This window comes from Pseudomonas azerbaijanorientalis (genome assembly GCF_019139795.1).
Lineage (GTDB): Bacteria > Pseudomonadota > Gammaproteobacteria > Pseudomonadales > Pseudomonadaceae > Aquipseudomonas > Aquipseudomonas laurylsulfatiphila.
On sequence record NZ_CP077078.1, the window covers coordinates 95,775 to 119,505 of the forward strand.

Below are 23,731 nucleotides of genomic sequence, written 5' to 3' on the forward strand. Positions count from 1 at the left end.
CCCGACTCACAGACGCAGGAATGGTCTGATCGAGCCGAGCAAAAGTCTGCTTTGCGCGTAGGAAATACCCCTGTCTCCGGGCTTTTTGCAGGGTAACACCGCGACTTCTGGCAGAAAGGCGGTGCAATATATGGAAACAGATCGATCCGGCGTGACGGCGACTCTGCGCCCGGCGTCCCGATAACTGTTGGTTTGAAAAAACCGCCGAGGCACCCGCAGAGGTGCATCCCTCAAACCTGGCCTTGACCCGTGAGAATGCTATGGAACCCGGAAACGCCCAGCTGTCGATGACGGTATTGATGACCCCTGACATGGCCAACTTCTCTGGCAATGTTCACGGTGGCACCCTGCTCAAATACCTCGACGAAGTGGCCTACGCCTGCGCCAGCCGTTATGCCGGCCGCTATGTGGTGACCCTGTCGGTGGACCAGGTCATTTTCCGTGAGCCGATCCATGTCGGCGAACTGGTGACCTTTCTCGCCTCGGTCAACTACACCGGCAACACCTCCATGGAGGTGGGCATCAAAGTGGTGACCGAGAACATTCGCGAGCGATCGGTGCGTCACACCAACAGCTGCTTCTTCACCATGGTCGCGGTGGATGACCAGCGTAAACCTGCCCAAGTACCGCCGCTGCAACCGGACAACAGCGAGAGCAAGCGCCGCTTCATCCAGGCCCAGCAGCGCCGGCAGATTCGCCAGGAACTGGAAAAGCGTTACCAGGAAATCAAGGGCGACGCCTGAGTTTGTTCAGTCAGGTTGACGGAGTTCTCTAGATAGCCTTCGCGAGCAAGCCCGCTCCCACATTTGATCTTTGGTGTTGCATAGATCCATTGTGGGAGCGGGCTTGCTCGCGAATGGGCTCAACGCTCAATCAGAGGCTGATCGAGGTCGCCTCGAACCGCACCCGCGGATGGGCAATCCGGTCCTGAGCCCGAACCAGTTCCAACTCGTAGCTGGCACAGGCCTGGGTTTCAAGCAGCACTTCATGCACCGCCGACGCCGCGAACTCGAACGCGGCCACCAGGCTGTCACCCAACAGCACACGTGCCAGGAACAGCCCGGACGTCAGATCGCCAACGCCCACCGGCTGACGCGGGAACGCCAGCAACGGGCGCTGCAAATGCCAGCTGCCTTCGGCCGTCACCAGCAGCATTTCGAAGACCTCTGCCGACTTGCCTGGGTAGTCCAGATGCTTGACCAGCACCGCTTTCGGGCCGCGCGCCAGCAATGCACGCGCCATGGCCAGGCAATCGAACAGCGATTGCGGCTTGCGCCCGGAGAAACTGTCCAGTTCCAGCTGGTTCGGGCACATGAAGTCCGCTACGGCGGCGGCCTCCTCCAGCAGAAAATCACTGACTTCCGCCGGAACACTGCAGCCTTTCTCCGGATGCCCCATGACCGGGTCACACAGGTACAGTGCCTTGGGATTCATCGACTTGATCCGCGCCACACCCGTCAGGATCGCCCGGCCCTGGGCCGCACTGCCGAGGTAACCGGAGAGCACCGCATCGCAGTTGCCCAGCTCGCCAATCGCCGCGATACCCTCGACCAGCTCAGGTATCTGGTGCGGTGCCAGCACTTCACCGGCCCATTGACCGTACTGGGTGTGATTGGAGAACTGCACGGTGTTGAGCGGCCAGACATTCACCCCGACCCGTTGCATCGGGAAAACCGCGGCACTGTTGCCGGCGTGACCGAATACCACGTGGGACTGGATAGCGAGCAAATGCGGTGTACGTTTCATGCGGTGGATTTCCGTAAAACGATTGAAATTCTAGCCGCGCAGTATGCGACTAAACGCAGCCTGTACGACAGACCAGCGACGCAGTTAAGCTGACACTATCTTGTTGGAGCACCCTGTTGATGCTGACCCTTGGAAATATATTCGTGCTGATGCTGTTCGCCACTGCCGGCGCATGGCTATGGCACAATCATGGCTTGCGCGAGCGCGCGCTGGAGCGGGTCAAGCAGCATTGCACCAAGCTCGGGATCGAATTGCTGGACGGCAACGTGGCGTTGAAAAGAATCGCGTTCATCAGGGATGCCAGTGGGCGGCGACGCCTGGCCCGTGTGTATAACTTCGAATTCACCGTGACCGGCGAAACCCGCCACAACGGCACCATCACCCAGTTTGGCGCTCACAGCGCACAGATTGAACTGGCGCCCTACCCGGTCCCGTTCGACGAAACCGAACCGGTGGTCGATGTGGTAAAGCCTCGCGCAGAAGTGATCGAGCTGAGCCAGTGGCGTCAGGAACATACCAAGTGGCGGCCGTAAGCCGTTAAGCCGATTCGGCTCGGCACGCTGCCAGTTCACTCTGCAACAGTTCTGCATCCCGGGGTTCACTGAAAATCAGCTCGATGCGTGAATCCTGCCGCCATTCGCTGGACCGCCAGTCCAGTACCGAGTTATCCACCGCGTTTGCCGATATCCATCCGTCGGCACTGTGGATAACCAGCTTCGCCCGCCTCCAGCCAAGGCTTTCAAGCCACTGGCCAACCAGCGCGGCATCAAATACCTGGCTTGGGTGCCAACGCCATCCGATGCTCCAGCCTCCGTCCTGCTGCTGACTCAAGCAAATGGGTAACGCAGGATCGCTCCAGACCGCCGGCAGCTGCGCCAATCCCTTGGGCAAAACGAAGTTATCCACACCTGCCTGCGCCTTGGCGTTCAGCCCCGGCAGCTCCCTCAAGGGTAAAACCGCCTGTTGCGTCCAGCACAGAGGCGTCGGCGGCAATAGCGCGGCGACTTGCTGGCGACTGTCTTCCTCGAGACCTTCGGACTTGTTCAGCACTAACAGTCCCGCATGGCTCAGGGCTTGCTGTTGTGCATCCGGCAACGGTTTGCCAGCGGCGAGCGCCTGGGCGTCCAGCACCACCACACAAGGCTGAACAGCCAACACGCCTTGCCACGGCGCTTCGCTCAATTGCCTGAGCAACTGCGCCGGATGCCCCAGCCCCGAGGGCTCGATGAACAGCCGATCCGGTTGCGCCTTGCGCAACAAGCGCCCAAGGCCAATCTGAAAGGGTGCACCGTTGACGCAGCACAGGCAGCCCCCGGCCACTTCACCCAGTGCGATACCATCGGCGTCCCGGGTCAGCAGCGCTGCGTCGAGACCGATCTGGCCAAACTCGTTGATCAACACCGCCCACCGCTCGCCTGCCGGGCGCTGGGCCAACAGGTGCTTGATCAGGCTGGTCTTGCCGGCGCCCAACGGACCGGCAATGACATGAGTAGGGATATTCTGCAGCATGGTCGATGATTTCTGAGGAGGTAGTGGATGCGGTTGATTGGCTTGTCGTTGCTCCTGGCACTCGTTTCAGGCGAGGCGCTGGCCCAGGCCTGCGTGGTTCACAGCCAGGCCGAGCGGCTTGATGTCCAGGTTTGCCAGCAGAACCGCAACATCCCGCCAAAACTCTTCGCCGATGGTTTCTGCCAGCCGAATCTGGCGGGGCAGAAAGTCGATGTGCAGTATGTCGATCAATGCCCCGGCGGCGCATTTGGCATCTGCAGCAACGCCCAAGTCGCCAATATGCCCTACCGCCAGGATATTCACTATTACGGCGTTGCCACCGACGCGGCATATTTGCAGCCGTACTGCGAGGCCCAGAGCCAGGGCACCTGGCTCAAGCCTTGAAGCGCCATCAGAGGATCAGGCAGCTTCTTCGTACCAAGGGCCGAATGGATCAGGCAGCAAACGCCAGCCCTCTACGCCCAACGCCATTTCCTCATCGCTCAGCAGGCAGGCGTCCAGTTCGGCGGTGAGCTGCGTGAAGTCGATGTTCTGGCCGATGAACACCAGTTCCTGGCGACAATCCCCGCTATCGGCGGTCCAGTTTTTCATGATCCCGGTGGTGCTTTCTTCGTCTTGCGGCCATTGGTTTTTCGGTACGAAACGCCACCAGCGTCCGGCAAAACCATAGCGCATCAATCCACCGGCCTGGGACCAGTTGCCGGCGTCCATGTGCTTGCTCGCCAGCCAGAAAAAGCCCTTTGAACGCAACAGCCTGCCGTTGTCCCAAGGGCCGTCGATGAAGTTGAAGAAACGCTGTGGATGGAACGGCCGACGTGCCCGGTAAGCGCAGGAAGCAATGCCGTATTCTTCGGTTTCCGGCACGTGCTCCCCGCGCAACTCCTGCAACCACCCCGGCGCCTGGGCAGCCTTTTCGAAGTCAAAACGACCGGTGTTGAGAATTTTATCCAAGGGGATTTCGCCCATCGTCATCGCAATGATTTCCGCCCGGGCATTGAGACGCTCGAGGATGGCGATCAATTCCTCCCGTTGGTGGCTGCTGATCAAGTCGATCTTGCTGAGCAAAATCACATCGGCGAACTCGACCTGCTCAATCAACAGATCGGTAATCGAACGTTCGTCTTTCTCCCCAAGTGTTTCTCCCCGGGAGGCCAGGCTTTCGGCAGCCTGGTAATCGAGCAGGAAGTTCATGCCGTCGACCACCGTGACCATGGTGTCGAGACGTGCGATGTCGTTGAGGCTCTGGCCGTTTTCATCGCGAAAGGTGAAGGTTTCCGCCACCGGCAGCGGTTCGGAAATGCCGGTGGATTCGATCAGCAGATAGTCGAAGCGGCCATCCCTGGCGAGCTGACTCACTTCCTCGAGCAAGTCTTCACGTAACGTACAGCAAATACACCCGTTACTCATTTCCACCAACCGCTCTTCAGCCCGATTAAGGCTGACATCACGCTGGACTTCGGTGCCATCGACGTTGATTTCGCTCATATCGTTGACGATGACTGCAACCCGCAGACCATCGCGATTACGTAGTATGTAATTAAGAAGTGTACTTTTTCCGGCGCCAAGAAAGCCGGAGAGAACGGTCACGGGGAGTCGGTTGGACATCTGCATATTCCTCACAGGGATGCCCGGTCGCTGGGCCGGGCTTATATAATGTTATACTGTAACACAACAAATAAACCATTCCCTCTTGCCCGGCCGGGTAACCTGGGTTGGCTACAACCAGCGCGTCGGCTGGACCACGATCAACCGGTTTTCCAGCTCCGGTGGCAGCAGCGCGAAGTTCACCTGCAACCGGATCACTGACTTTTAGGCCTGCCCGTTTTTCAATGAAGACCCATCCATGAAAAAAGCATCGTCGACTTGATTGTTATACTATAACATGACACATCAACTCCCACGATGGACCTGCTCATGAATGCGCTGACTCTGCCGGATATCGCCGCGCAGGCCTCACGCCAAGCCCTGCCACTGGAGTGGGTGGGCATGTGCGGCATTGCTCTTCCCGTTTTGTTTGATGGCCAACGCCTGAATGCAAAGGCTGATGCCGGCGTGAGCCTCGACGATGGCAATGCGCGCGGCATTCACATGTCACGGCTCTATCTGGCGCTTGAGTTGCTGGAGCAGGAAAGCCTTTCACCGGCTTTATTGCGACGGGTTTTGCAGCGTTTTCTTGAGAGTCATGAAGACCTGTCCAGTAGTGCGCACTTAACTATTCACGCCGATGTACTGCTGAAAAGACGGGCGCTGATCAGTCCATTGGCAGGTTGGAAAAGCTATCCGGTGAGCATCGAAGCGCGTTTGAAAAACGCGATGTTCCACGTGGAACTAAAAATCGACGTGCCTTATTCCTCAACCTGTCCGTGCTCCGCGGCCCTTTCTCGACAGTTGATACAGCAGCAATTCGTCGATGATTTCGCCAACAAGTCACTGCAACACGCTGACGTTTTAGCGTGGCTGGGTTCCACGAACGGCATTGTCGCCACACCTCACAGCCAGCGCAGCAGCGCAAAGTTGCGCGTACGGTTGGCTGATTTCCTGGATGACCTGCCTCTGATCGCTATCATCAATGACGCCGAAGCCGCACTCGGCACAGCCGTCCAAACAGCGGTAAAACGCGCCGACGAACAGGCCTTCGCCTTGGCCAATGGTCAGAACCTGATGTTCTGCGAGGACGCCGCACGCCGCTTGAATCTAGCCCTGAAACGTTCCACAGGCATCAATGCCTTCCACATTCGTGTGATCCACGCCGAAAGCTTGCACGCCCACGACGCCGTTGCCGAGAGCCGTTTCAACTGGGACAACCTCAATACCCTGTACAACGCATTGAGCAAACCATGATCCGCAAGAATCCATCCGGAGATTTACCGCTGATTGCCGAGTCTGCCTACGTCGACAAGACGGCAATCATTTGCGGCAAAGTGGTGATCGGCGAAAACGTGTTCGTCGGTCCCTACGCCGTGATCCGCGCTGACGAAGTCGACGAGTCGGGCGACATGCAGCCGATCGCCATCGGCGCCAACTCGAACATCCAGGACGGCGTGGTGATCCACTCCAAATCCGGCGCGGCGGTGACCATTGGCGAATTCAGTTCCATCGCCCACCGCTCGATCGTGCATGGCCCCTGCACCGTGGGTAATCGGGTGTTCATCGGCTTCAACAGCGTGCTGTTCAACTGTGTGGTCGGTGACGGTTGCGTGGTACGGCACAACTCGGTGGTCGACGGGCGTGACCTGCCTGAAGCTTTCTACGTGCCCTCTACCACGCGGATCGGCCCCAACACCGATCTCTCGCAATTCCCGCCGGTGAGCGTCAGTGCTTCGGAGTTTTCCGAAGACGTGGCGCGCACCAACGTCGACCTGGTGCGCGGCTACAAAGCCCTGCAAAACGAGTTCTGACCATGAGCAGCGTGCTGATTGGCAATGCCTGGCTGGTGAATGCGCCGATACAAACTGCCTGGTAAGACAAAGGTCTTAATGACAGCGGCAAGGAATTAGCACTAGGTTTATCCGATAACGCTCGCTAGCAGTACCTGAGTACGCCGACCATGATCCAGATCACTCTGCCCGATGGTTCATTGCGTGAATTCGACCAACCGCTGTCCGTGCACGAGTTGGCCGCCAGCATCAGCCCCGGACTGGCCAGCGCGGCCGTAGCGGGCCGGGTCGATGGTGTATTGGTGGACTGCGAATACATGATCGAAGCGGATGCCCGGGTCAGCATTGTCACCCCCCGCGAGCCGGACGGACTGGAGATCCTGCGCCGCTCCTGTGCATTGATGCTGGCCATGGCGGTCAAGCAACTCCACCCACATGCACAAATGCGCGCGGGCAGGGAGTTGGGTGATGGCTTCTTTTACGAATTTGTCGTCGAGCGACCGCTGACTCCGGCAGACCTGCCCCTCATCGAAGCGCGCATGCAGTCACTGGCAGCTACCAATCACTCGATCCGCCGTCGGCCACCGCGCGAAGAGGCGTCGATGTACCGTCTGGGGGACACCGAATACCAGAGCCATGGACCGCACGTCCCCACCACCAAAGTCTTGCAGGCGTTCGCCCTCGATCACATCAGCGGCACGTTGCAACAACGGATCTACGGCACATGCTGGTCCAGCCATCAGGAGCTGCAGCACTGGAGCCTTCCACCCCATGTGGTCGTCGTCAGCATGGACGACCGCCAGGCGACTTATGCACAAACGGTGACCGAATCCTTGCGCCAAAGGGGTGTGCGCGCAAGGGCCGACCTGCGCAACGAAAAAATCCGTTTCAAGATTCGCCAGCACAGCCGGACCGTGCCGTACCTGGTGGTGGTCGGCGAAAAAGAACAGGCCGGGGGGTTTGTCAGTGTGCGCAGCCGCACGGGGGAGGATTTTGGCCGGATGGCTGTCGAGGCGGCGTGTGAGTGGTTGAGCCAGCCGGGGATCCAGGGAGACTGGATGGACGCCTTCGCGAGCAAGCCCGCTCCCACACTGGATTTGTGAACGACACAGATCCAGTGTGGAAGCGGGCTTGCTCGCGAAGCTCTTAAACTCTCGGCTTCACCGTGCCGCAATCCTGCCCCAACCAGACAGCGCGGGATTCAAGGCTGCCCTTCTGTTGAATGCCGGTGGCGTTGAACGTCCCGTTGACCTTGGTGGTGAATTCGCGGTCGCTGAGGAATGTCGCCACGCCGGCGCCCTGGGCTCTCGGGCAGCTGAAGCGGAATTTCCACTGGTTGCCTGAGCGGTCGGTGATTTCCTGCTTGCAGCCCGACTGCGGATCGGTCAGCGGAATGTCATCGGTCTTGACCTGCTCCGGTGTCAGGCACGCCCGGATCCCTTTGCCCCCCATGGTGATCCCCTGCTTTTCCAGCTGCGCACGCTGCTCAGGGGTCATCTGGCTTTGGAGCTGACCGAGGATCAATTGCAGGTCAGGCATATTCTGCTCATCGACCTTCATGTTGCTCGTGGTCAGCTCCCACAATCCCGGTTGCAGCATTTGCGCGTGAGCCGCCACAGGAAGTGCCAAACCCAGTGCCATGGCCAAACCCAGCAGACGAACGTTCATCGAGTAACTCCTGATCAGTAGTGGCCGTTAGACGTCAGCCGCAGGCTTCGGTTCAGGGGCCAATTAATTAGCGACATTCTGCACGGAACATGGTCTGTTAAGCACTGAATCTTCAGGAGCAAGGCAGCCCCCATGGATTATTTCGGACCGCATATTTTCGGTTATACGATCGCCCTGCTGCACTCGCTGGGCATGATCGCGGCCATCCACGCCGTGTTAACCGTCCGTACCGCCCAAGGCTCGATCGCCTGGGCCCTGTCGCTGTTTTTCATCCCATACCTCACGCTGATCCCGTATCTGATGTTCGGCCGCAGCACCTTTGATGGCTACATCAAGGCCCGGCGGCAGGCCAACGAGGAGATGCGCAAGGCTGTTTCCGAACTCAACTGGCGACCCTGGGTAGAAGAAGCCCTCACCGCCCGCGCCTCTTCTGCCTACGCCTCACTCAGAGCGATGCCCAAGCTCGGAAACATGCCCTGCCTGGCCAATAACCAGACGCGGCTGCTGATCAACGGCCAGTCGACGTTCGAGGCCATTTTCGATGCCATCAGCCAGGCGAAAGAGGCCGTGCTGATCCAGTTTTTCATCGTCCACGACGACCGCCTCGGCCAACGCCTGCAATCTTTGCTGTTGAAAAAAGCCGCCGAAGGCGTGGCGATCTATCTGTTGTATGACCGAATCGGCAGCCATTCCCTACCCAACGGCTACGTGCAGGCCTTGCGTGATGGCGGGGTCGAGGTCAAGGCTTTTGGCCCCCGTAGTGGCTGGTTCAATCGCTTTCAGGTGAACTTCCGCAACCATCGCAAGATCGTGGTGGTGGACGGCATTCTCGGCTTCGTTGGCGGGCACAACGTCGGTGATGAATACATGGGCGAGAAACCGCCCCTGGCCCCTTGGCGCGATACCCACGTGCAAGTGCGCGGGCCAGTGGTGGCGTGCATGCAGGAGTCTTTCGCTGAAGACTGGTTCTGGGTGGCTCATGCCCTGCCGCCACTGATCCTGCCCGAGGTTTATCCGGAAGACGGCGTACTGTGCCAGTTGCTTGCCAGTGGGCCGGCAGACGCCTACGAAACCTGTTCTCTGTTCTTTGTCGAAGCGATCCATGCGGCGACGGAACGGATCTGGATCACCAGCCCGTATTTCATCCCCGATGAAGCCGTGTTCGCAGCGTTGCGTCTGGCGGTCCTGCGGGGTGTGGATGTGCGGCTGCTGTTGCCGTCTCGACCCGACCATCGAATCGTCTACGCCGCCTCCAGCCTCTACGCCTTCGAAGCCGTGCGCGCCGGTGTGCGGGTGTTCCGTTACGAGCCCGGATTCCTGCACCAGAAAGTGGTGTTGATCGACCGAGAAATCAGCGCCATCGGCAGCGCCAACCTGGACAACCGTTCGTTCCGGCTGAATTTCGAAGTAATGTTGCTGACCGTCGACAGCGCCTTTGCCGCCGAGGTGGAACAGATGCTCAATGATGACTTCGCCAACGCCCACGAAATCGCCAAAGGAGAAGGCCGGGAGACCCACCGCCTGCAGCAGCTCGGCATGCGGGTCGCCCGGCTGATTTCGCCAATTCTTTAAAGGTAGATATCGTCCCGGGTCCATGGCAGTTCATGACTGCCATCGGCGTGGGCCTTCACGGCAAGAATCTGGTGCAGGTTGATCCAGCCGCGGGCGAACGCGTAGGCGCAACCGGCCAGGTACAACCGCCAGATGCGCAGGGCTTGTTCCGGTACCAGTTTGGAAGCCGCTTCGAGATTGTCTTCGAGGCGTTCGCTCCAGTGATCAAGCGTGCGGGCGTAGTGCAGTCGCAAGCTTTCGACGTCGACGATTTCCAGCCCGGCCTCACTGATCTGCGCAGAGATCATCGACAGGTGCGGCAACTCGCCGTTGGGGAACACATATTTCCCGATGAAATCACCGGCACCGCGCCCCACCGGACGGCCATCGGTGTATTTGGCGGTGATCCCGTGGTTCATCACCAGGCCGCCCTCTTTCACAGCACCGAACAGAGTCTTGCAGTACTCCGCGAGATTGGCGTGGCCCACGTGTTCGAACATGCCGACGCTGACAACCTTGTCGAAGCGTCCATCCTGCGGCAAATCGCGATAGTCGAGCAATTGCAGCTCAACCAGGTCCTCCAGGCCCTCCGCTTTTACGCGCTCCCGGGCCAGAGCCAACTGCTCCTTGCTGAGAGTGATACCGAACACTTTCGCGCCAAACTCTCGCGCAGCAAAACGCGCCAATCCGCCCCAACCACACCCCACATCCAGCAGATATTCGCCGGGTTGCAGGCGCAGCTTGCGACACAAATGACGGAACTTGGCTTGTTGGGCCTGCTCGAGGCTTTCGCTACCGGTCTCGAAGTAAGCGCAGGAATACGCCATGTCGCTGTCGAGCCACAGCTGATAGAACGCGTTGGAAAGGTCGTAGTGGTAGGAAATCGCCTTGGCGTCTGTATCTTTGTCGTGAACGCTACGAACAGGCTGATTGTCATCGTCTTCGTCCAGCAACGCCTGGCTCCATTCATCACAGACGCGGATCACATCGCTGATGGAGCCTTCGAGCTCCAGTTTGCCTTCGACAAAAGCAGCACCGAGGGCATCCAGGCTTGGATGGGTAAACTGGGAGACCATTTGCGGGTCCTTGACCACAATCGTTACGCTGGGCGTCGGCCCCAGATTGAATTCATGGCCGTCCCAGAGTCTCAGGCGAAGCGGTAACTGCAGATTCTGTAAGGCCGGTGGAAGTTGCGCGAGCATGGAGAATCCCCCTTGTTTCAGACGTCTGATCAGAGGGTAGACCATCCTTGAAAAATAGCTGGCTATCGAATTAATAGCCATTTTCAATGATTCGCGACGCCAGAACCGACCGCCGCGAACGCACAAAATGATGTGCCCTCATCTCCAATGACTACGAGCCGGGCGCACAGTTCTAAAAGTTTATGACCTGTAATTATCCGGTTTAAAGCATTCGCCTTCAGGTTTCGTCCTTGAGTTTGAGTAAGGGCTCCTGAAATCGCAGCAATCGACCGGCATTGCCCAGGACCAGCAAGGTGCTGAGGTTATGCAACAACGCTGCAATCATCGCCCCGGCAGCGCCGAGCCAGCCGAACGCGGCGAAGGCCACAATCGCCAGGGTCCAGCCCAGCCCGATGATCACATTGACCTGCAACGTCTGGCGGCACTGGCGACTCAGGCGCACGCAGGTGCCGAGGCGACGCAGGTCACTGCCGATCAGTACGATGTCAGCCGATGCCAGGGCGATGTCTGCACCGCCCGCCCCCATGGCTACACCGACCACACCCGCCTTGAGGGCCAGTGAATCATTGATGCCATCGCCGACCACCATCGGCCGAAAGCCGCTGTCGATTTCCTTGAGCACGCGATTGAGTTTGTCTTCGGGCAGGGCTTGCGCTTCGACGTCGCTGATTCCGACATCCCGGGCGAGCGTTTGCGCAACGCTATGGCGGTCTCCCGTGAGCAACAACTGACGACCCAGACCCAGTTCACGCAACTCACCCAAGGCAAATTGCGCCTCGGGTTTGACACTGTCGGCCAGCAACAGCCAGGCAAGAAACTCCCCATTGAGCGCCAGCCCGGCAATCGGACCATCGTGATCGGGAACCGCCGTTGTACTGATGCCCAGTTGTGCAAACAACTCCGGCCGGCCGAGCGCCGCTTCGCCCTGCCCCGTCATCGCCACCACACCCAGGCCCTGGCGTTCATGAATGTCGGTCAGCAGCAGAAAATCTTCCTGGGCCACCAACCCCGCCAGGGCGCGGCTGACCGGATGACTGCTGGCCGAGCCGAGGCTCGCCGCCAGCTTCAGGACGTGGCTGCGATCCTCCAACGGGCTGTCGATGGATTGCAGACGCAAGGTGCCAAAGGTCAGCGTCCCGGTCTTGTCGACCACCAGCGAGGTCAGGTCCGCCAACTCTTCGAGGAACGCAGAACTGCGGATCAGAATCCCGTGGCGTGCCGCCACCGCCACACCCGCAATCGCCGTGGCCGGCGCCGACAACACCAGCGCACAAGGACAGGCCGCCACCAACACCGCGAGCATCGCCTGAGCGTTGTTGGTGATGAACCAGGTCACGGCCGCCAGCAGCAATACCAGCACCATGTAGCTGCCCGCGTAACGCTCCAGCAAACGGGTAATGGGCGGCTTCGAACGCTCGGCGTTTTGCATCAGGGCAATCACTTTGCCGAGGGTCGACTCATGGCCGGTGCGGGTCACTTCGATTCGCAGCAGACCATCGAGGTTGATCGCACCACCGAACACCGACATGCCGACACCGGCCTCCATCGGTACCGATTCGCCGGTTATGGAGGCGGTGTCCAGACTGGCCTGGCCGGACAACACCCGGCCATCCGCCGGTACCCGGTCCCCGGCGCGCACCTCGACCCGATCGCCGGCCTTGAGCGTACCGTTGTCGACTTCGATGATGGAGCCGTCTGCCTGAATCTTGCGTGCGTGGCTGCGGGTCAGTTTGCCAAGGGCGTGAATCGCCTCCTGGGAGCCGATCACGCTGCGCTCCTCCAGCACGTGGCCGAAGATCATGATGATCGGCAACAGGGCTGCCGTCAGCAGATCCCCGGTGGCCCAGGCACCCAGCATGGCCAAGGCAATCAATTGATCGGTGATGCCGTGCAGGCTTGGATAACGCAGGCTGTACCAGGCCGAGCGCATGACCGGTATAGCAACCAGCAACGAAGCAAACCCCAGCAGCAACTGACTGACACCGGCCTGCTCCGGCGCCAGCCAACGCCAGATCAGGCCCAGCGCAAGCAAGCCCAATGCGAGCATGGCCAGGGTCAACTGGCGCGCGGCGCGGCGCTGTTCAGCCGAAGACAACAGGCTCGGTGCAGCGGCGGTTTGAGCGGTCATTGTGCAGCTCCCTGAATGATCAGGCGTGAATCGTCTTTGGGATCGACCGTAGTGACCGAACCTGCCTGGCCGAAAATTTTCGGCATGCGCTCGCGATAAATGCGCAGCATCATCTGTGGGTCGATACCTTGCTGCTCGGCCTTGGCCAGGCTCAACACGGTCGCCGTATCGGCAGACGCTTTGGCCAACCGTTCACTCGCCTGGGCATGGGCCACTTGCAGCGTACGGTCGGCTTGTTCGTTGGCGGTTTGCGTCAACTTCTCGGCTTCGGTGCGGGCATTGGCAACGGCCTTGTCGGCTTGCTGGCTGGCGGTCAGTACCGCGTTGAAAGCGTTAACCGCAGGGCTTGGCAAACTCGATTGCACATCGACCCGTGCCACTTCGATGCCCAAGCCTTGCCCTGTTGCTGTGAGTTCGGCCAGCCGTTGATTGATGCCGTGCACCAGATCACCGCGCAAGCGCTCACGCCGCTCCGCCGCCTGGCTATCGGCGCCGATCAGTTCCGGACGAGCGACCAGAATGGTGTCCAGATCACGTGCGGCCGTGAGCGCTAGCGCGCTGCGGGTCACCAGCCGATCCAGAGCCGGCAACACATGTTCGCCCTGAAGCACAAACGCATAGGGCTCGGTGACCTTGTAGAAAACCCGCACATCGAGTTGCACCACGCCGGCGTCACCCGTTAACAGATAACCGGAGCCTGCGAGGGCATCGCTGATGGGCGTGGCAAAACTGGCCACGCGATCAGCCTGCGTCGCGGCATCACTGCGCAACAGGCTTTCCACTCGACGCTCGATCACCCGATCCGCCGCCGGCAACAAAATCACCTGCTCGAAGGGTTGCGGCCAAGCCAGAAGCAGCCCGGCATTCTGAATGCGATCCAGCGCGCCAAAATGCAAAACCACGGCGCGATTTTGTGGATCGATCTGCCGCACATTGGAAAACGCCCACGCCAATGCCGCCAACACCGTCACCGCGTACAGGGCAATAAACGCCAGGCGCCCGGCTTGAATCCAGGGGCTGCTCAACTCATTTGTTCCACGTGGAACCAAACTCATGGCTGCGATCCGGACTTGTTGTCGAGGCCCGGCGGACCGTCAACCAGCACCCGGAACGGTGCGGCATCGGTACGCAGAATCAGCTTGGTCCCCGGCGTCACCACAGTGCCCAAGGTGTCGAGCGAACGCAGCAGGTTGTAAAGCTGCGGCGACGCCGCATAGGCGCGACCATAAATCTGCGCCGCTTCGACGCGCGATTGTGCTTCGATATCTGCCGCTTTCACTGTCGCATCAGCCTGCACAATTCGCGCATCACGTTCGGCGGCAGAACGAATTTGTGCGGCTTCACGCTTGCCGATGGCCGTGCGTTCAGTGGCGATGGTTTCACGCTCGGCGCGCATCCGGTCGACGGTCGCTGTGAGCGTTACCGAAGGCAGCGTCAATCGTTCGATACCGACCTGCAATACCCGCACGCCATAAGTGCTGAGCAACTGCTGATCGATTTGCTTGCGCAGTTGCGCTTCGAAATCGGCGATGCGTACCTGGCTGGCATCGGTATTGACCAGGTTCGCCAGATCAAAACTGCTGGCGGTGGTCTCCAGTGCGGAACCGACAAAGGTACGAATCTGCCGCGCAGCCTCATCAGGCTGGTTCTGCACCGCACGCATGAAGCGTTGCACATTGTCCGGATCGCCCTGCACCTGCCACGCCACATAGGCCTGAACGATGATGCGCAAACCGTCCCGGGTGCCGACATCCTGCAAACCGCTGGACGTGGTGCGCAGCCGCAGATCCACCGGGATCGCCGCCTCGAACGGTGCCGGCCAGCGCCAGCCCAGCCCCGGCTCCAGCAAGACCCGTGAAGGATTGCCGAAGCGCGTGATCACCGTGGCCTCCCCCGAACGCACCTGCACCAGGCTCGCAGCGGCGACTGCAAACGCCACCAGCAATGCCGCCCAGCCCATGCGGCGCCACGGGAATGGACCGGCCTCCTGCGGATCGCCGTGGTGATGATGGTGATGGCCGTGATGGTGGTGCCCGCCATGGCCGTGATCGTGGCCACTGTGGTCAGCGTGATCGTGCGTATGGGACTGGCTCAATTGGCAGCTCCTGGCTGAACGGTTTTACGCGACGGCGCAGGATCAACCGGCAGCGTGAAAGTACGGAGGTCGATGGTCGGCGCATTGCTGCTGCCGCCCAGACGATGATCGAGCACCAGCAATCTGGCGTTGGCCAAACCCTGGGACAACTGACTGAAATACTGCTCCAGCACGAAGGCCTGGCCAGCGCTGGCATAGGCTTTCTGCTCGGCGTTGAATTTCAGGTCCGCAGCCTGGGCGCCCGCATTGATTTCACGGGCGCTGGCCGTCGCCTGATCGCGGGCGATACTGGCCTGCAACTGCGCCTGGTGAGTGGCTTCGGCGGCGGCACCGCGTTCACGGGCAATCAAGGCTTGCGCTCCCATCTGCGCCGCTTGCACGCCGTGATAGGCGTTGGCGGCACCGGCCGGCGGGTGAATCGCCTCGACCACCGTGGCGAGAATTTCCACACCGCTGTCGAGTTTTTTCAGGTCCGCCTGAACGGCGCGGCCGATTTCTTCCGCCAGCCCTACCCTGTCCTCACCCAATAAACCGTCGAGAGTGCGCGAGGCAAAATCGTGAACCAGGATTCGGCTGGCCGTGCTGCGAATCAACATCGGCACATCGGCACTGTTATAGGTCGCGGCCAATGCCGCCTCATCGCTCAGACCAATGCGATAGACGAAGCGCACATCCATGTTGACGATCTGAAAGCTCTGCCTGTCAGCTCGGCTGCTGGCGATCACCTGGGATTTATCGTTCACATGGCTGGCGTCCCACAGGCGATTGGCAATTGCCGGGGCCGGGCCTTCGGCAGGGTCTGCCTGAGCAGGGGTCGTAGTTTCGCCAACACTGGTGGCCAACTCGTGAACCACGCCATTCTCGACGCTCAATACCCGGCCTAATGGCCAAGGCAGGCCTAGATGCAAACCCGGGCCAAACACCTCCACCGGCTTGCCGAATCGTTCATAGATGCCACGCCCTTGCAGCGCAATTTCGTGAATGCCTGTCAGCGACCAGCCAACCAGCGTAACCACCCCCAAAACCGGCAGGAACGCCCGACGCATGTAAGTGAAGGCCCAGATCTGCCGCAGATCTATACCGAAGCGGTTGTGTAATTCGTGCTGCAACGCCAGCAACGGCTGTGGTGGCCAGCGCAGCATGTCGGCGACAAAGCTGCGCGCCAGTAACTCCGGCTCAAGGCGTTCGCGGCGGGGACTGAACAATGACAACACCGCACGCAGCAACAGCTCTGCCGCCACCAACCCAGGCAGCAGTCCGGACAACACCGCCAGACGTACGGGCCATACCGACGATTCATCGGCAAACAACAGACAAAACGCAGCGAGTAGCAGGCTGATGATCGGCACACGAATCAATTGCGCCAACGCGGCGGCTTCAGGCCATTGCGTGGTGTTTTCCTGTGCCAGATGACGCTCCATCACCAATAGGCCGAAGGCCAACAACAATGAGCACGCCGCCCCGACAGTGGCCGCCAGCCCCAGCCCTGCGGGGGGTAACGAAAGGTCCCAGGCCTTTTCGACACCCAACACCGCCAACAACGCCCAACCGCCAAGCCACAGCGTTGGCGCGCCAATTTGCCCGAGCAGGTTTTGCGATTGCCGACTGATCCGGTCCAACAAACGTTCATACCAGCCCAAAGGCTCGGCAGATTCCTCGACAACCACCGCCGGCGCCACGGGATTCATGGCGCGGGCACGCCATTGGGCGACCCAACCGGCCGATTGCAAGCCCGCCATCAGCACCACAAACGCTGTACTCAGATTCAACAATAACGCTGGCCACAACGTTTTCGAGGCGAACAGCCCGGCAAAAAACGCCAGCAACGCACCCACTGTGGCGAGTACGCCCGCACCGATGGCGAACTGGCGCAAACGCCGCCCTTGAATGAACGCCTGCTGAAAACGCGGCAACCCGGCCAGCGGCGTTTCATCAACATCGAGATCGACTTGCATACCACCCCAGAGCGTCTTCGCTTACAGGACAATTCGTTACGATATAACGAAAATAGTGAAATTTCCGTATTCAAGCGCGCTATCTAAAGATGCCCAAGCTGTCGCTAACCTGAAGCCTTGACCGAAAGGTTGTGGCGAGCACATATTACGTTCGTAATTTTATTCAGGAACTACTTTTACCCATCCCCTTTCGATCCAGGAGTACATCCATGAGCACTTATGACGTCGTGATACTCGGCGGTGGCCCCGGCGGTTACAACGCGGCGATCCGCGCCGGACAACTGGGTCTGAAGGCGGTCTGCGTGGAAGGGCGCGCCACACTCGGCGGCACCTGCCTGAATGTCGGCTGCATGCCATCCAAGGCATTGCTGCATGCCTCCGAACTGTACGACGCGGCCATGGGCACTGAGTTCGCCAACCTGGGGATCGACGTCAAGCCCAGCCTCAACCTCGCCCAGATGATGAAGCAAAAGGATGAAAGCGTTACCGGGCTGACCAAGGGCATCGAGTTTCTTTTCCGCAAGAACAAAGTCGACTGGATCAAGGGCTGGGGCCACATCGACGGGCCGGGCAAAGTCACGGTGACCGACAGCGCCGGCGGCAAGACCGAACTGAGCGCCAGGGACATCATCATCGCCACCGGTTCCGAACCCACTCCCCTGCCCGGCGTGGACATCGATAACAAGCGCATCCTCGACTCCACCGGCGCTCTGTCACTGACCGAGGTACCCAAACATCTGGTGGTGATCGGCGCTGGCGTGATCGGCCTGGAGCTGGGTTCGGTCTGGCGACGCCTTGGGGCACAGGTGACGGTGGTCGAGTTCCTCGACCGGATCTGCCCCGGCGTGGACATCGAAGCCGGCAAAACCCTGCAACGCTCCCTGAGCAAGCAAGGCTTGAGCTTCAAGCTGAGTTCGAAAGTGACCAGCGCCACCACCTCCGCCACCGGTGTACAGCTCAGCATCGAGCCTGCCGCCGGCGGCACTGCCGAGTTGCTGGAAGCGGATTACGTATTGGTGGCCATCGGGCGCCGACCTTATACACAGGGCCTGGGCCTGGAGAACGTCGGCCTCGCCACGGACAAACGCGGCATGCTCGCCAACAAGGGGCATCGCACCGAAGCCGCCGGAGTCTGGGTGATTGGTGACGTGACCTCCGGCCCCATGCTCGCGCACAAGGCCGAGGACGAAGCCATGGCCTGTGTCGAACAGATCGTCGGCAAGGCTGGTGAGGTTAACTACAACCTGATTCCCAGCGTGGTCTACACCAGGCCGGAACTGGCCAGCGTCGGCAAGACCGAGGAGCAGCTCAAGGCCGAAGGCCGTGCGTACAAGGTGGGCAAGTTTCCCTTCACCGCCAACAGCCGGGCGAAAATCAACCACGAGACCGAAGGCTTCGCCAAAGTGCTGGCCGATGAGCGCACGGACGAAATCCTCGGCGTGCATCTGGTCGGCCCGAGCGTCAGTGAAATGATCGGCGAGTATTGCGTGGCCATGGAATTCAGCGCCTCGGCCGAAGACATCGCCCTGACCTGCCACCCACACCCGACCCGCTCCGAGGCGTTGCGCCAGGCGGCGATGAATGTGGAGGGGATGGCGACGCAGATGTAAGGCTTGCAGGACTTGGATGGCAGATCTATCGCCTTCGCGAGCAAGCCCGCTCCCACAGGTACAGCGCAACCCCTGTGGGAGCGGGCCTGCTCGCGAATCAGGCGACTCGGTTTAGAGCGGCAAATGCTCCAACGGCAACGCACCTGGCGCCTTCACCGTATGAATCGCAAAGTTGCTGCGGATGTCGCTCACACCCGGCAGCTTCAGCAAACGCCCGGTGAGAAACCGGTCATAGGCACGCAAGTCCGGCACCACCACCTGCAGCAGAAAGTCCGACTCCCCAGACACCAGGAACGCAGAAATCACCTCGGGCAAAGCCGTCACCGCCAGGCGAAAGGCTTCGGCCTGTTCGTCGTTATGGCGCTCGACCTTGACCCCGACAAACACCGTCAGCCCCAACCCCACTTCGTCGCGATCCAGATTGGCCTGGTAGCCGCGAATCACCCCCGCCTCTTCAAGCATCCGTACCCGGCGCAAGCACGGTGATGCCGACAGGCCGATCTCGTCTGCCAGTTGCACATTGCTCAGGCGGCCATCCCGTTGCAGTGCGGCGAGAATCTTGCGGTCGTAGGCGTCAAGTTTCATGGTTTGGCAGATTCCGATAGTTAACTCGAAAGAAAGTGGCAGATTATGCCAATAAAGCCCCCGATAGAAGCTGACAACGCAAGCACCTGCCCTGCCCTCCGGCCCTAGACTGGCACTACCGAATCGACAACGAATGGGGGTGCAACGTGGACGGACTCTGGATGTTTTTCATGGCGCTGGCAGTGGTCTATCTGTTGCCGGGGCCTGACATGATCCTGCTGTTGCAGACAGGTGCCCGCCAGGGCAAAGGCGCCGCGCTGGCCACCGCCGTGGGTTTGGGCATCGCCCGAGGTTGTCATGTGGGATTGGCGGCGCTGGGGCTGGCGGCGCTGTTCAAGGCGGCGCCCTGGACCTTCGATGTGGTGCGCCTGGCAGGCGCCGCGTACCTGCTGTGGATCGGCATTCAGTGCCTGCGGACGACGATGCTGCCGAACCTCGGAAGCGCCGACACAACCGGCGAAAAAACGCGCTGGAGCATCGCCATCCGGCGGGGATTGCTGACCAACCTGCTCAACCCCAAGGCACTGTTGTTCTGCTCGGTGCTGCTGCCGCAATTCATCAACCCACAGGCCGGGCCGGTGCTCGGACAATTTGCGACCCTGGGCGTGGTGCTGGTCAGTGTCGGTCTGTTGTTCGACAGCGCTTACGCCCTGATCGGCGCGGCACTCGGTCGCTGGCTGCAACGCAGCCCTTCAGCCCAGCGCCTGCAACAATGGTTGTTCGGCAGCCTGTTGATCGGTTTCGCCGTGCGGCTGACCTTTGTGCAACAGGCTTGAACCTCAAGGCGCCTTGCGGCGGCGACGCTTGAACAGCAACAGCGCGGCTGCCGCGAACGCCAGTACACTACCGACCTGCAACGGCGTCTTGTACGGGCGCAAGGCCGAACGCGCTGCGTTGGTGACTTGAGTCACGTAGCGCTTGTCGGCGTTCTCGAAGTCGGGGTATGGGCACTGGTGGCCGAAGTCGGCAGCCCATTCCACGTAAGGCCCTTCTTTGACATAACGCTGATAAATCGCACTTTGCTCCTCGAGGCTGCTGTTCCACCCCGAGGCCTCGCACAGCACCGCCGCGAAGGCCTGACTGGTGTGAGGCAGGTTATCCGCCGCCCTGCTCGCCAGCGCCGTGGCCACGAAGCGATAGTGATAACGCTGATCGGGCTGGGCGGCGCTGGCCTGCTGACGCTTCACTTCGTCCTCGGCCATCAATGGACCGACCTTGAGTTCGGCGTTTTCAAGGGTGTAATTACCGCCGAACGTGGCGTAATCCGGCGCCATTTCGTTGCTTAGAATATCCATGCCCCACTCACGCGCCGTCCAGGCGGCATTGAACAGTGCAGCGGCGCGACGGGTCGGCCACCAGGCTGAATCTGCCGCCTGGCGTTGCTCGCCGTACAACCTGGCCTTGTGACGCAAGCCGTCATTATCGAAGTACGCAGGCGCTTGCTCGTAATGGCCTTCGCGCAACAAACGCCGCCCCAGCAGATTGCGCAGGCTCGCCGCTACGGGCAAGGGCACGTAATTGTCGCGTTCCTGCTGGCTGAGCGGTGGCGGGGCCGGCACTTGTGTGTCGACGTAGTGCTTGAGTTCTTCGAGGGTCAACACGCGCTCGGCAACGGTGGCGGCGTCGAACCAGTAAATGCTTTGGCTGCGATACAGCTGGTCGAAGGCTTGCAGGTAATCCCCGCGTTGCAGGGCGAGGATCGCACTTTCACCCTCGACCCGACATTTGGGCTGGAGCGTTTCGTAGTCGTAGTCCGGAGTCCGTCGCTCGCCCCAGGATTCATTCTTCGGGAAGGCCTGGGCCGCTTTGGCATAGGCTGCGGCGGCTGCGTTTTTATCGCCGTCGCGCACCGCCAGTTTTGCCCGCAGCCACCAGGCCAACCCGCCATCGCCGGCATGCTCGAGGAACGCCTTGGCGCTGGCGTAATCGCCCTGTTGATAATTCATCGCCGCCAGTCGGTCGGCGTTTTCGAGACTGCCGCGCGTGCTGTTTTGCAACAGCTTGATCATTTTCTGTTCGTTCGGTGGTTGCTCGCCAAACGACCAGCCCAAGCGGCTGATCAAGGACGCGGTCACCAACTGCTGCACGGGCTGGCCCTTGAGCAACTCGGCCACTTGATCATCCGGCAGCGTCATCAGGTCCGCCATCAACAGCTTCAACGAGGAATAGCCCACCGCGGAACCGTGCAGATTCTGCGTGGCGTACAGTTCGATGGCACGGTTCCAGTCGCCGGCAGCGCGCACGACCCGGGCTTCTTCGCCGAGGCTCGCGACGCCCAGTTCCAGCGGATCGCTGAAGCCGTCGATGCTCATCTGCCGGGTTTGCTCGAAGGCTTTGCGGGATTGTTCGAGCAGATCCGGCGCCGCATTGGCTTCGGCACTCATGGCGTACAACGCGCGCCCCAGCGAGTAAGCCGCCCAGGTGCTGCGCGAAGCCCGTTGCTCGGCGGGCAAGGCCAGCACTTTCTTGAAATACCCGGCGGCCAAGGCATTATCACCCGCGCCAAATGCCACAGCGCCCGCCAGGTACCACCTGAGCTCCGGGGGCAGTTGCGCGCCTTCGGTTTCAACCTGACGGGCATCCGTCAGACCGCGCAGGTGTTTAACCAACACTTGTTGCTCTGCGGAAAGTCCCGCCTGCTCGGCCTGATCCCGTAGCGCTACTGCGTCAGGTTGATCGCTGTAGTCGGCGCCAGAGGTGACGTTCTTCAAGCCGTTGATGGCGTGGCCGAGGCGGCTGATTTCAAAACTGAAGTTGCCTTCGGGCAGTTCCGCCAGCGACTGGCCACGGTTGTCCAGCAGGCGCATGGGGAAGTCCGGGCCGCAGGCCAGCGCCGAGCCCAGCGGCAGGCTGAGGCTCAGGCAAAGCAAATGACGCGGCCAGTTACGGGTGAACATTCGAACCTCCTTGATCAATGTGTGCGCAGCGAGCCCAACCGATGGCACGCTGTCCGCCGGCCGGAATTCGGCCATCGCGCAGGCGGGTGAAGGTAAGCAGATCCGGACGCTGTTGCAACGCGTAACCGGCCAAGGCATCAGCCCCTTCACAGCCGCTGACCGCGAGTGTCAGGCGTTCGGGCCAGGCGCTGTCGAGGTTGCCCTGGTTGCTGATGCCGATGTCATAGAGGCCATTGACGGCCGAGAGTTGCAGCGTCAACCGACTGTCGAGGGCATCAGCACGCGCCACGGCGCGCAAGGTGGTCAGGCTCCAGGCCCGGCGGTCGTTGGCCAGTGGCAGGCGAAACCAGATCAAGCCCGCCAGATGCTCGGGTGGATCGGCACGCAGTTCGGTGCCGAGGGTGCGCAGCGAATGCGGATCGGCGAGTAATTCCCGACGCAGGCCTTCGCGCTCCAGCGTCACTTCGCTTTCCACAACCGGTGCGCCGTCCGTCGACGGCAGCAACGCCACGCCATAAGCCGGCAGCGCCAGATAGAAAGGTTTTGTCGTGACGCGGCTCCAGGCCTTCGCCCATTGCCGGGCCTGATCGGCATCAAACAAGCCACGACGCGGATCGCTCACCGCGTGCACCTGCAACACGCTGCTGTCGACTGAGGATAACAACGCCGGCAGTTCGCGACTGTCGAGCCAGGACGGCAACGCCGTGATGCTCAGCGGCAGCGAAGTCGGCAATGCTTCACGCAGATGCGCGAGAAATTCGCGGTACGAAGGTAGCCGGGCATTACCGGCATCGTGGTCGATTTCTACGCCGGCGAGGTTCAACCCTTGCCCCTGCCAATCGCTGATCACCTGGCGGATCTGCGCGGTGACCTCTTCCTGATCGAGTGCCTTGAGCTGCCCGTCCAGGCGCACCACCGCAATCACCGGCCGGCCATCGTGCCTGAGCAATACCGGATCAATACGGGCACGGCTCCAACCGGCATTGGGGAAGGCCTGCAAGGCCAGCACCCGCAACGTTGAAAAGTCGGCACGGCTGTCCCTGAGGGCTGCGTCATGGGCCGGCGTCCATTGCCGCTGCCAGACGTAGAGTTGCTGATCCAGCGGCGGTGCGTCGTGCCTTTCGCATCCGGCGGTCAGCACCAGCGCCATCAGCAAGGCGATCGAGCGAGTGAAAAAAACCATTGAAACGCCTGTTCCTGAAATGCAGAAAGGGCCACAAACCTTGTGGGAGCGGGCTTGCTCGCGAAGGCAGTGTGTCAGCAACGTTGATATTGACTGACACGACGCCTTCGCGAGCAAGCCCGCTCCCACAAGATCAGGGGCTTGACCGAATGGTCTTAGCCTCTGCGGCCCTTTTCGTTCTGCCACTACCCTACCCAGCCATCGACCAGCGGGCAATGTTCACCG

General features: G+C 60.6%; 21 protein-coding genes and 1 pseudogene. 10 read left to right on the plus strand and 12 right to left on the minus strand.

The features are described 5' to 3' along the window. Positions 1–260: 260 nt before the first annotated feature. A complete protein-coding gene (locus KSS91_RS00450) occupies positions 261–743 on the plus strand; it encodes an acyl-CoA thioesterase (RefSeq protein ID WP_007971685.1) in 483 nt (160 codons plus the stop codon). Between the two features lie 130 nt (positions 744–873). Here the strand turns inward: KSS91_RS00450 and pdxY are convergent, their stop codons facing one another. After that, positions 874–1,746: a pyridoxal kinase PdxY gene (gene pdxY / locus KSS91_RS00455; protein WP_015097416.1), complete on the minus strand. Its 873-nt coding sequence runs from the start codon at positions 1,744–1,746 to the stop codon at positions 874–876. A gap of 119 nt (positions 1,747–1,865) precedes the next feature. On the opposite strand from pdxY, the gene KSS91_RS00460 reads away from it, so the two are divergent. After that, entirely contained in the window at positions 1,866–2,279 is a 414-nt protein-coding gene (locus tag KSS91_RS00460; RefSeq protein WP_007971681.1) for a DUF3301 domain-containing protein, read from the plus strand. 4 nt (positions 2,280–2,283) lie between these two features. Here the strand turns inward: KSS91_RS00460 and KSS91_RS00465 are convergent, their stop codons facing one another. Then, positions 2,284–3,255, minus strand: a complete 972-nt coding sequence (locus KSS91_RS00465) for a CobW family GTP-binding protein (RefSeq protein ID WP_217836736.1) — start codon at positions 3,253–3,255, stop codon at positions 2,284–2,286. Positions 3,256–3,282: 27 nt separating this feature from the next. Between KSS91_RS00465 and KSS91_RS00470 the strand changes: the two genes are divergently transcribed. Then, positions 3,283–3,639 carry a hypothetical protein gene (locus KSS91_RS00470; RefSeq protein ID WP_041474970.1) on the plus strand — a complete coding sequence of 119 codons (357 nt, stop codon included), beginning with the start codon at positions 3,283–3,285 and terminating at the stop codon, positions 3,637–3,639. A 15-nt stretch (positions 3,640–3,654) separates the two neighbouring features. Here the strand turns inward: KSS91_RS00470 and zigA are convergent, their stop codons facing one another. Next, entirely contained in the window at positions 3,655–4,860 is a 1,206-nt protein-coding gene (gene zigA / locus KSS91_RS00475; RefSeq protein WP_217836737.1) for a zinc metallochaperone GTPase ZigA, read from the minus strand. 103 nt (positions 4,861–4,963) lie between these two features. On the opposite strand from zigA, the pseudogene KSS91_RS00480 reads away from it, so the two are divergent. From KSS91_RS00480 to KSS91_RS00495, 4 genes and pseudogenes are all read left to right on the plus strand, one after another. Next, positions 4,964–5,068 (plus strand): annotated as a pseudogene (locus tag KSS91_RS00480) (glutamine synthetase); the annotation flags it as partial. Positions 5,069–5,169: 101 nt separating this feature from the next. After that, a complete protein-coding gene (gene folE2 / locus KSS91_RS00485; RefSeq protein WP_217836738.1) occupies positions 5,170–6,096 on the plus strand; it encodes a GTP cyclohydrolase FolE2 in 927 nt (308 codons plus the stop codon). Next, positions 6,093–6,653, plus strand: coding sequence for a gamma carbonic anhydrase family protein (locus tag KSS91_RS00490; RefSeq protein ID WP_217836739.1), 561 nt, complete (start codon positions 6,093–6,095; stop codon positions 6,651–6,653). The genes folE2 and KSS91_RS00490 overlap by 4 nt, the downstream gene beginning before the upstream one ends. Before the next feature lie 149 nt (positions 6,654–6,802). Next, a complete protein-coding gene (locus KSS91_RS00495; RefSeq protein ID WP_015097422.1) occupies positions 6,803–7,735 on the plus strand; it encodes a His/Gly/Thr/Pro-type tRNA ligase C-terminal domain-containing protein in 933 nt (310 codons plus the stop codon). 43 nt (positions 7,736–7,778) lie between these two features. Here the strand turns inward: KSS91_RS00495 and KSS91_RS00500 are convergent, their stop codons facing one another. Next, the gene (locus KSS91_RS00500) at positions 7,779–8,300 is read right to left on the minus strand and encodes a DUF3617 domain-containing protein (protein WP_217836740.1); all 522 of its coding nucleotides are present in this window, start codon (positions 8,298–8,300) and stop codon (positions 7,779–7,781) included. A 132-nt stretch (positions 8,301–8,432) separates the two neighbouring features. Between KSS91_RS00500 and cls the strand changes: the two genes are divergently transcribed. After that, positions 8,433–9,872, plus strand: coding sequence for a cardiolipin synthase (gene cls / locus KSS91_RS00505; RefSeq protein ID WP_217836741.1), 1,440 nt, complete (start codon positions 8,433–8,435; stop codon positions 9,870–9,872). Here the strand turns inward: cls and cfaB are convergent. The 5 genes from cfaB to hflK (KSS91_RS00530) form a co-directional block, all read right to left on the minus strand. Beyond that, entirely contained in the window at positions 9,869–11,053 is a 1,185-nt protein-coding gene (gene cfaB / locus KSS91_RS00510; protein ID WP_217836742.1) for a C17 cyclopropane fatty acid synthase CfaB, read from the minus strand. The two genes, cls and cfaB, sit on opposite strands and share 4 nt — an antisense overlap. 217 nt (positions 11,054–11,270) lie before the next feature. Continuing rightward, positions 11,271–13,181 (minus strand): cation-translocating P-type ATPase, encoded by a 1,911-nt coding sequence (locus KSS91_RS00515; protein WP_217836743.1) that lies wholly within the window; start codon positions 13,179–13,181, stop codon positions 11,271–11,273. Further along, a complete protein-coding gene (gene hflK / locus KSS91_RS00520) occupies positions 13,178–14,236 on the minus strand; it encodes a protease modulator HflK (RefSeq protein WP_217836744.1) in 1,059 nt (352 codons plus the stop codon). The genes KSS91_RS00515 and hflK (KSS91_RS00520) overlap by 4 nt, the downstream gene beginning before the upstream one ends. Further along, positions 14,233–15,276 carry a protease modulator HflC gene (hflC, locus tag KSS91_RS00525; protein ID WP_217836745.1) on the minus strand — a complete coding sequence of 348 codons (1,044 nt, stop codon included), beginning with the start codon at positions 15,274–15,276 and terminating at the stop codon, positions 14,233–14,235. Before hflC ends, hflK (KSS91_RS00520) begins: the two co-directional genes overlap by 4 nt. Next, positions 15,273–17,231, minus strand: coding sequence for a protease modulator HflK (gene hflK / locus KSS91_RS00530; protein WP_217836746.1), 1,959 nt, complete (start codon positions 17,229–17,231; stop codon positions 15,273–15,275). Before hflK (KSS91_RS00530) ends, hflC begins: the two co-directional genes overlap by 4 nt. 209 nt (positions 17,232–17,440) lie before the next feature. Between hflK (KSS91_RS00530) and lpdA the strand changes: the two genes are divergently transcribed. Next, complete coding sequence (gene lpdA / locus KSS91_RS00535; protein ID WP_217836747.1) at positions 17,441–18,841, plus strand: dihydrolipoyl dehydrogenase; 1,401 nt, start codon at positions 17,441–17,443, stop codon at positions 18,839–18,841. Positions 18,842–18,952: 111 nt separating this feature from the next. Here lpdA and KSS91_RS00540 read toward each other — a convergent pair whose 3' ends face one another. Next, positions 18,953–19,426, minus strand: coding sequence for an Lrp/AsnC family transcriptional regulator (locus tag KSS91_RS00540; RefSeq protein WP_007969928.1), 474 nt, complete (start codon positions 19,424–19,426; stop codon positions 18,953–18,955). Positions 19,427–19,572: 146 nt separating this feature from the next. Here KSS91_RS00540 and KSS91_RS00545 point away from each other — a divergent pair, with 146 nt between their 5' ends. Continuing rightward, the gene (locus KSS91_RS00545; RefSeq protein ID WP_217836748.1) at positions 19,573–20,202 is read left to right on the plus strand and encodes a LysE family translocator; all 630 of its coding nucleotides are present in this window, start codon (positions 19,573–19,575) and stop codon (positions 20,200–20,202) included. Between the two features lie 3 nt (positions 20,203–20,205). Here KSS91_RS00545 and KSS91_RS00550 read toward each other — a convergent pair whose 3' ends face one another. Beyond that, entirely contained in the window at positions 20,206–22,323 is a 2,118-nt protein-coding gene (locus KSS91_RS00550) for a hypothetical protein (RefSeq protein WP_217836749.1), read from the minus strand. Further along, positions 22,310–23,506, minus strand: coding sequence for a DUF3142 domain-containing protein (locus KSS91_RS00555; protein WP_217836750.1), 1,197 nt, complete (start codon positions 23,504–23,506; stop codon positions 22,310–22,312). The genes KSS91_RS00550 and KSS91_RS00555 overlap by 14 nt, the downstream gene beginning before the upstream one ends. Between the last annotated feature and the right edge of the window lie 225 nt (positions 23,507–23,731).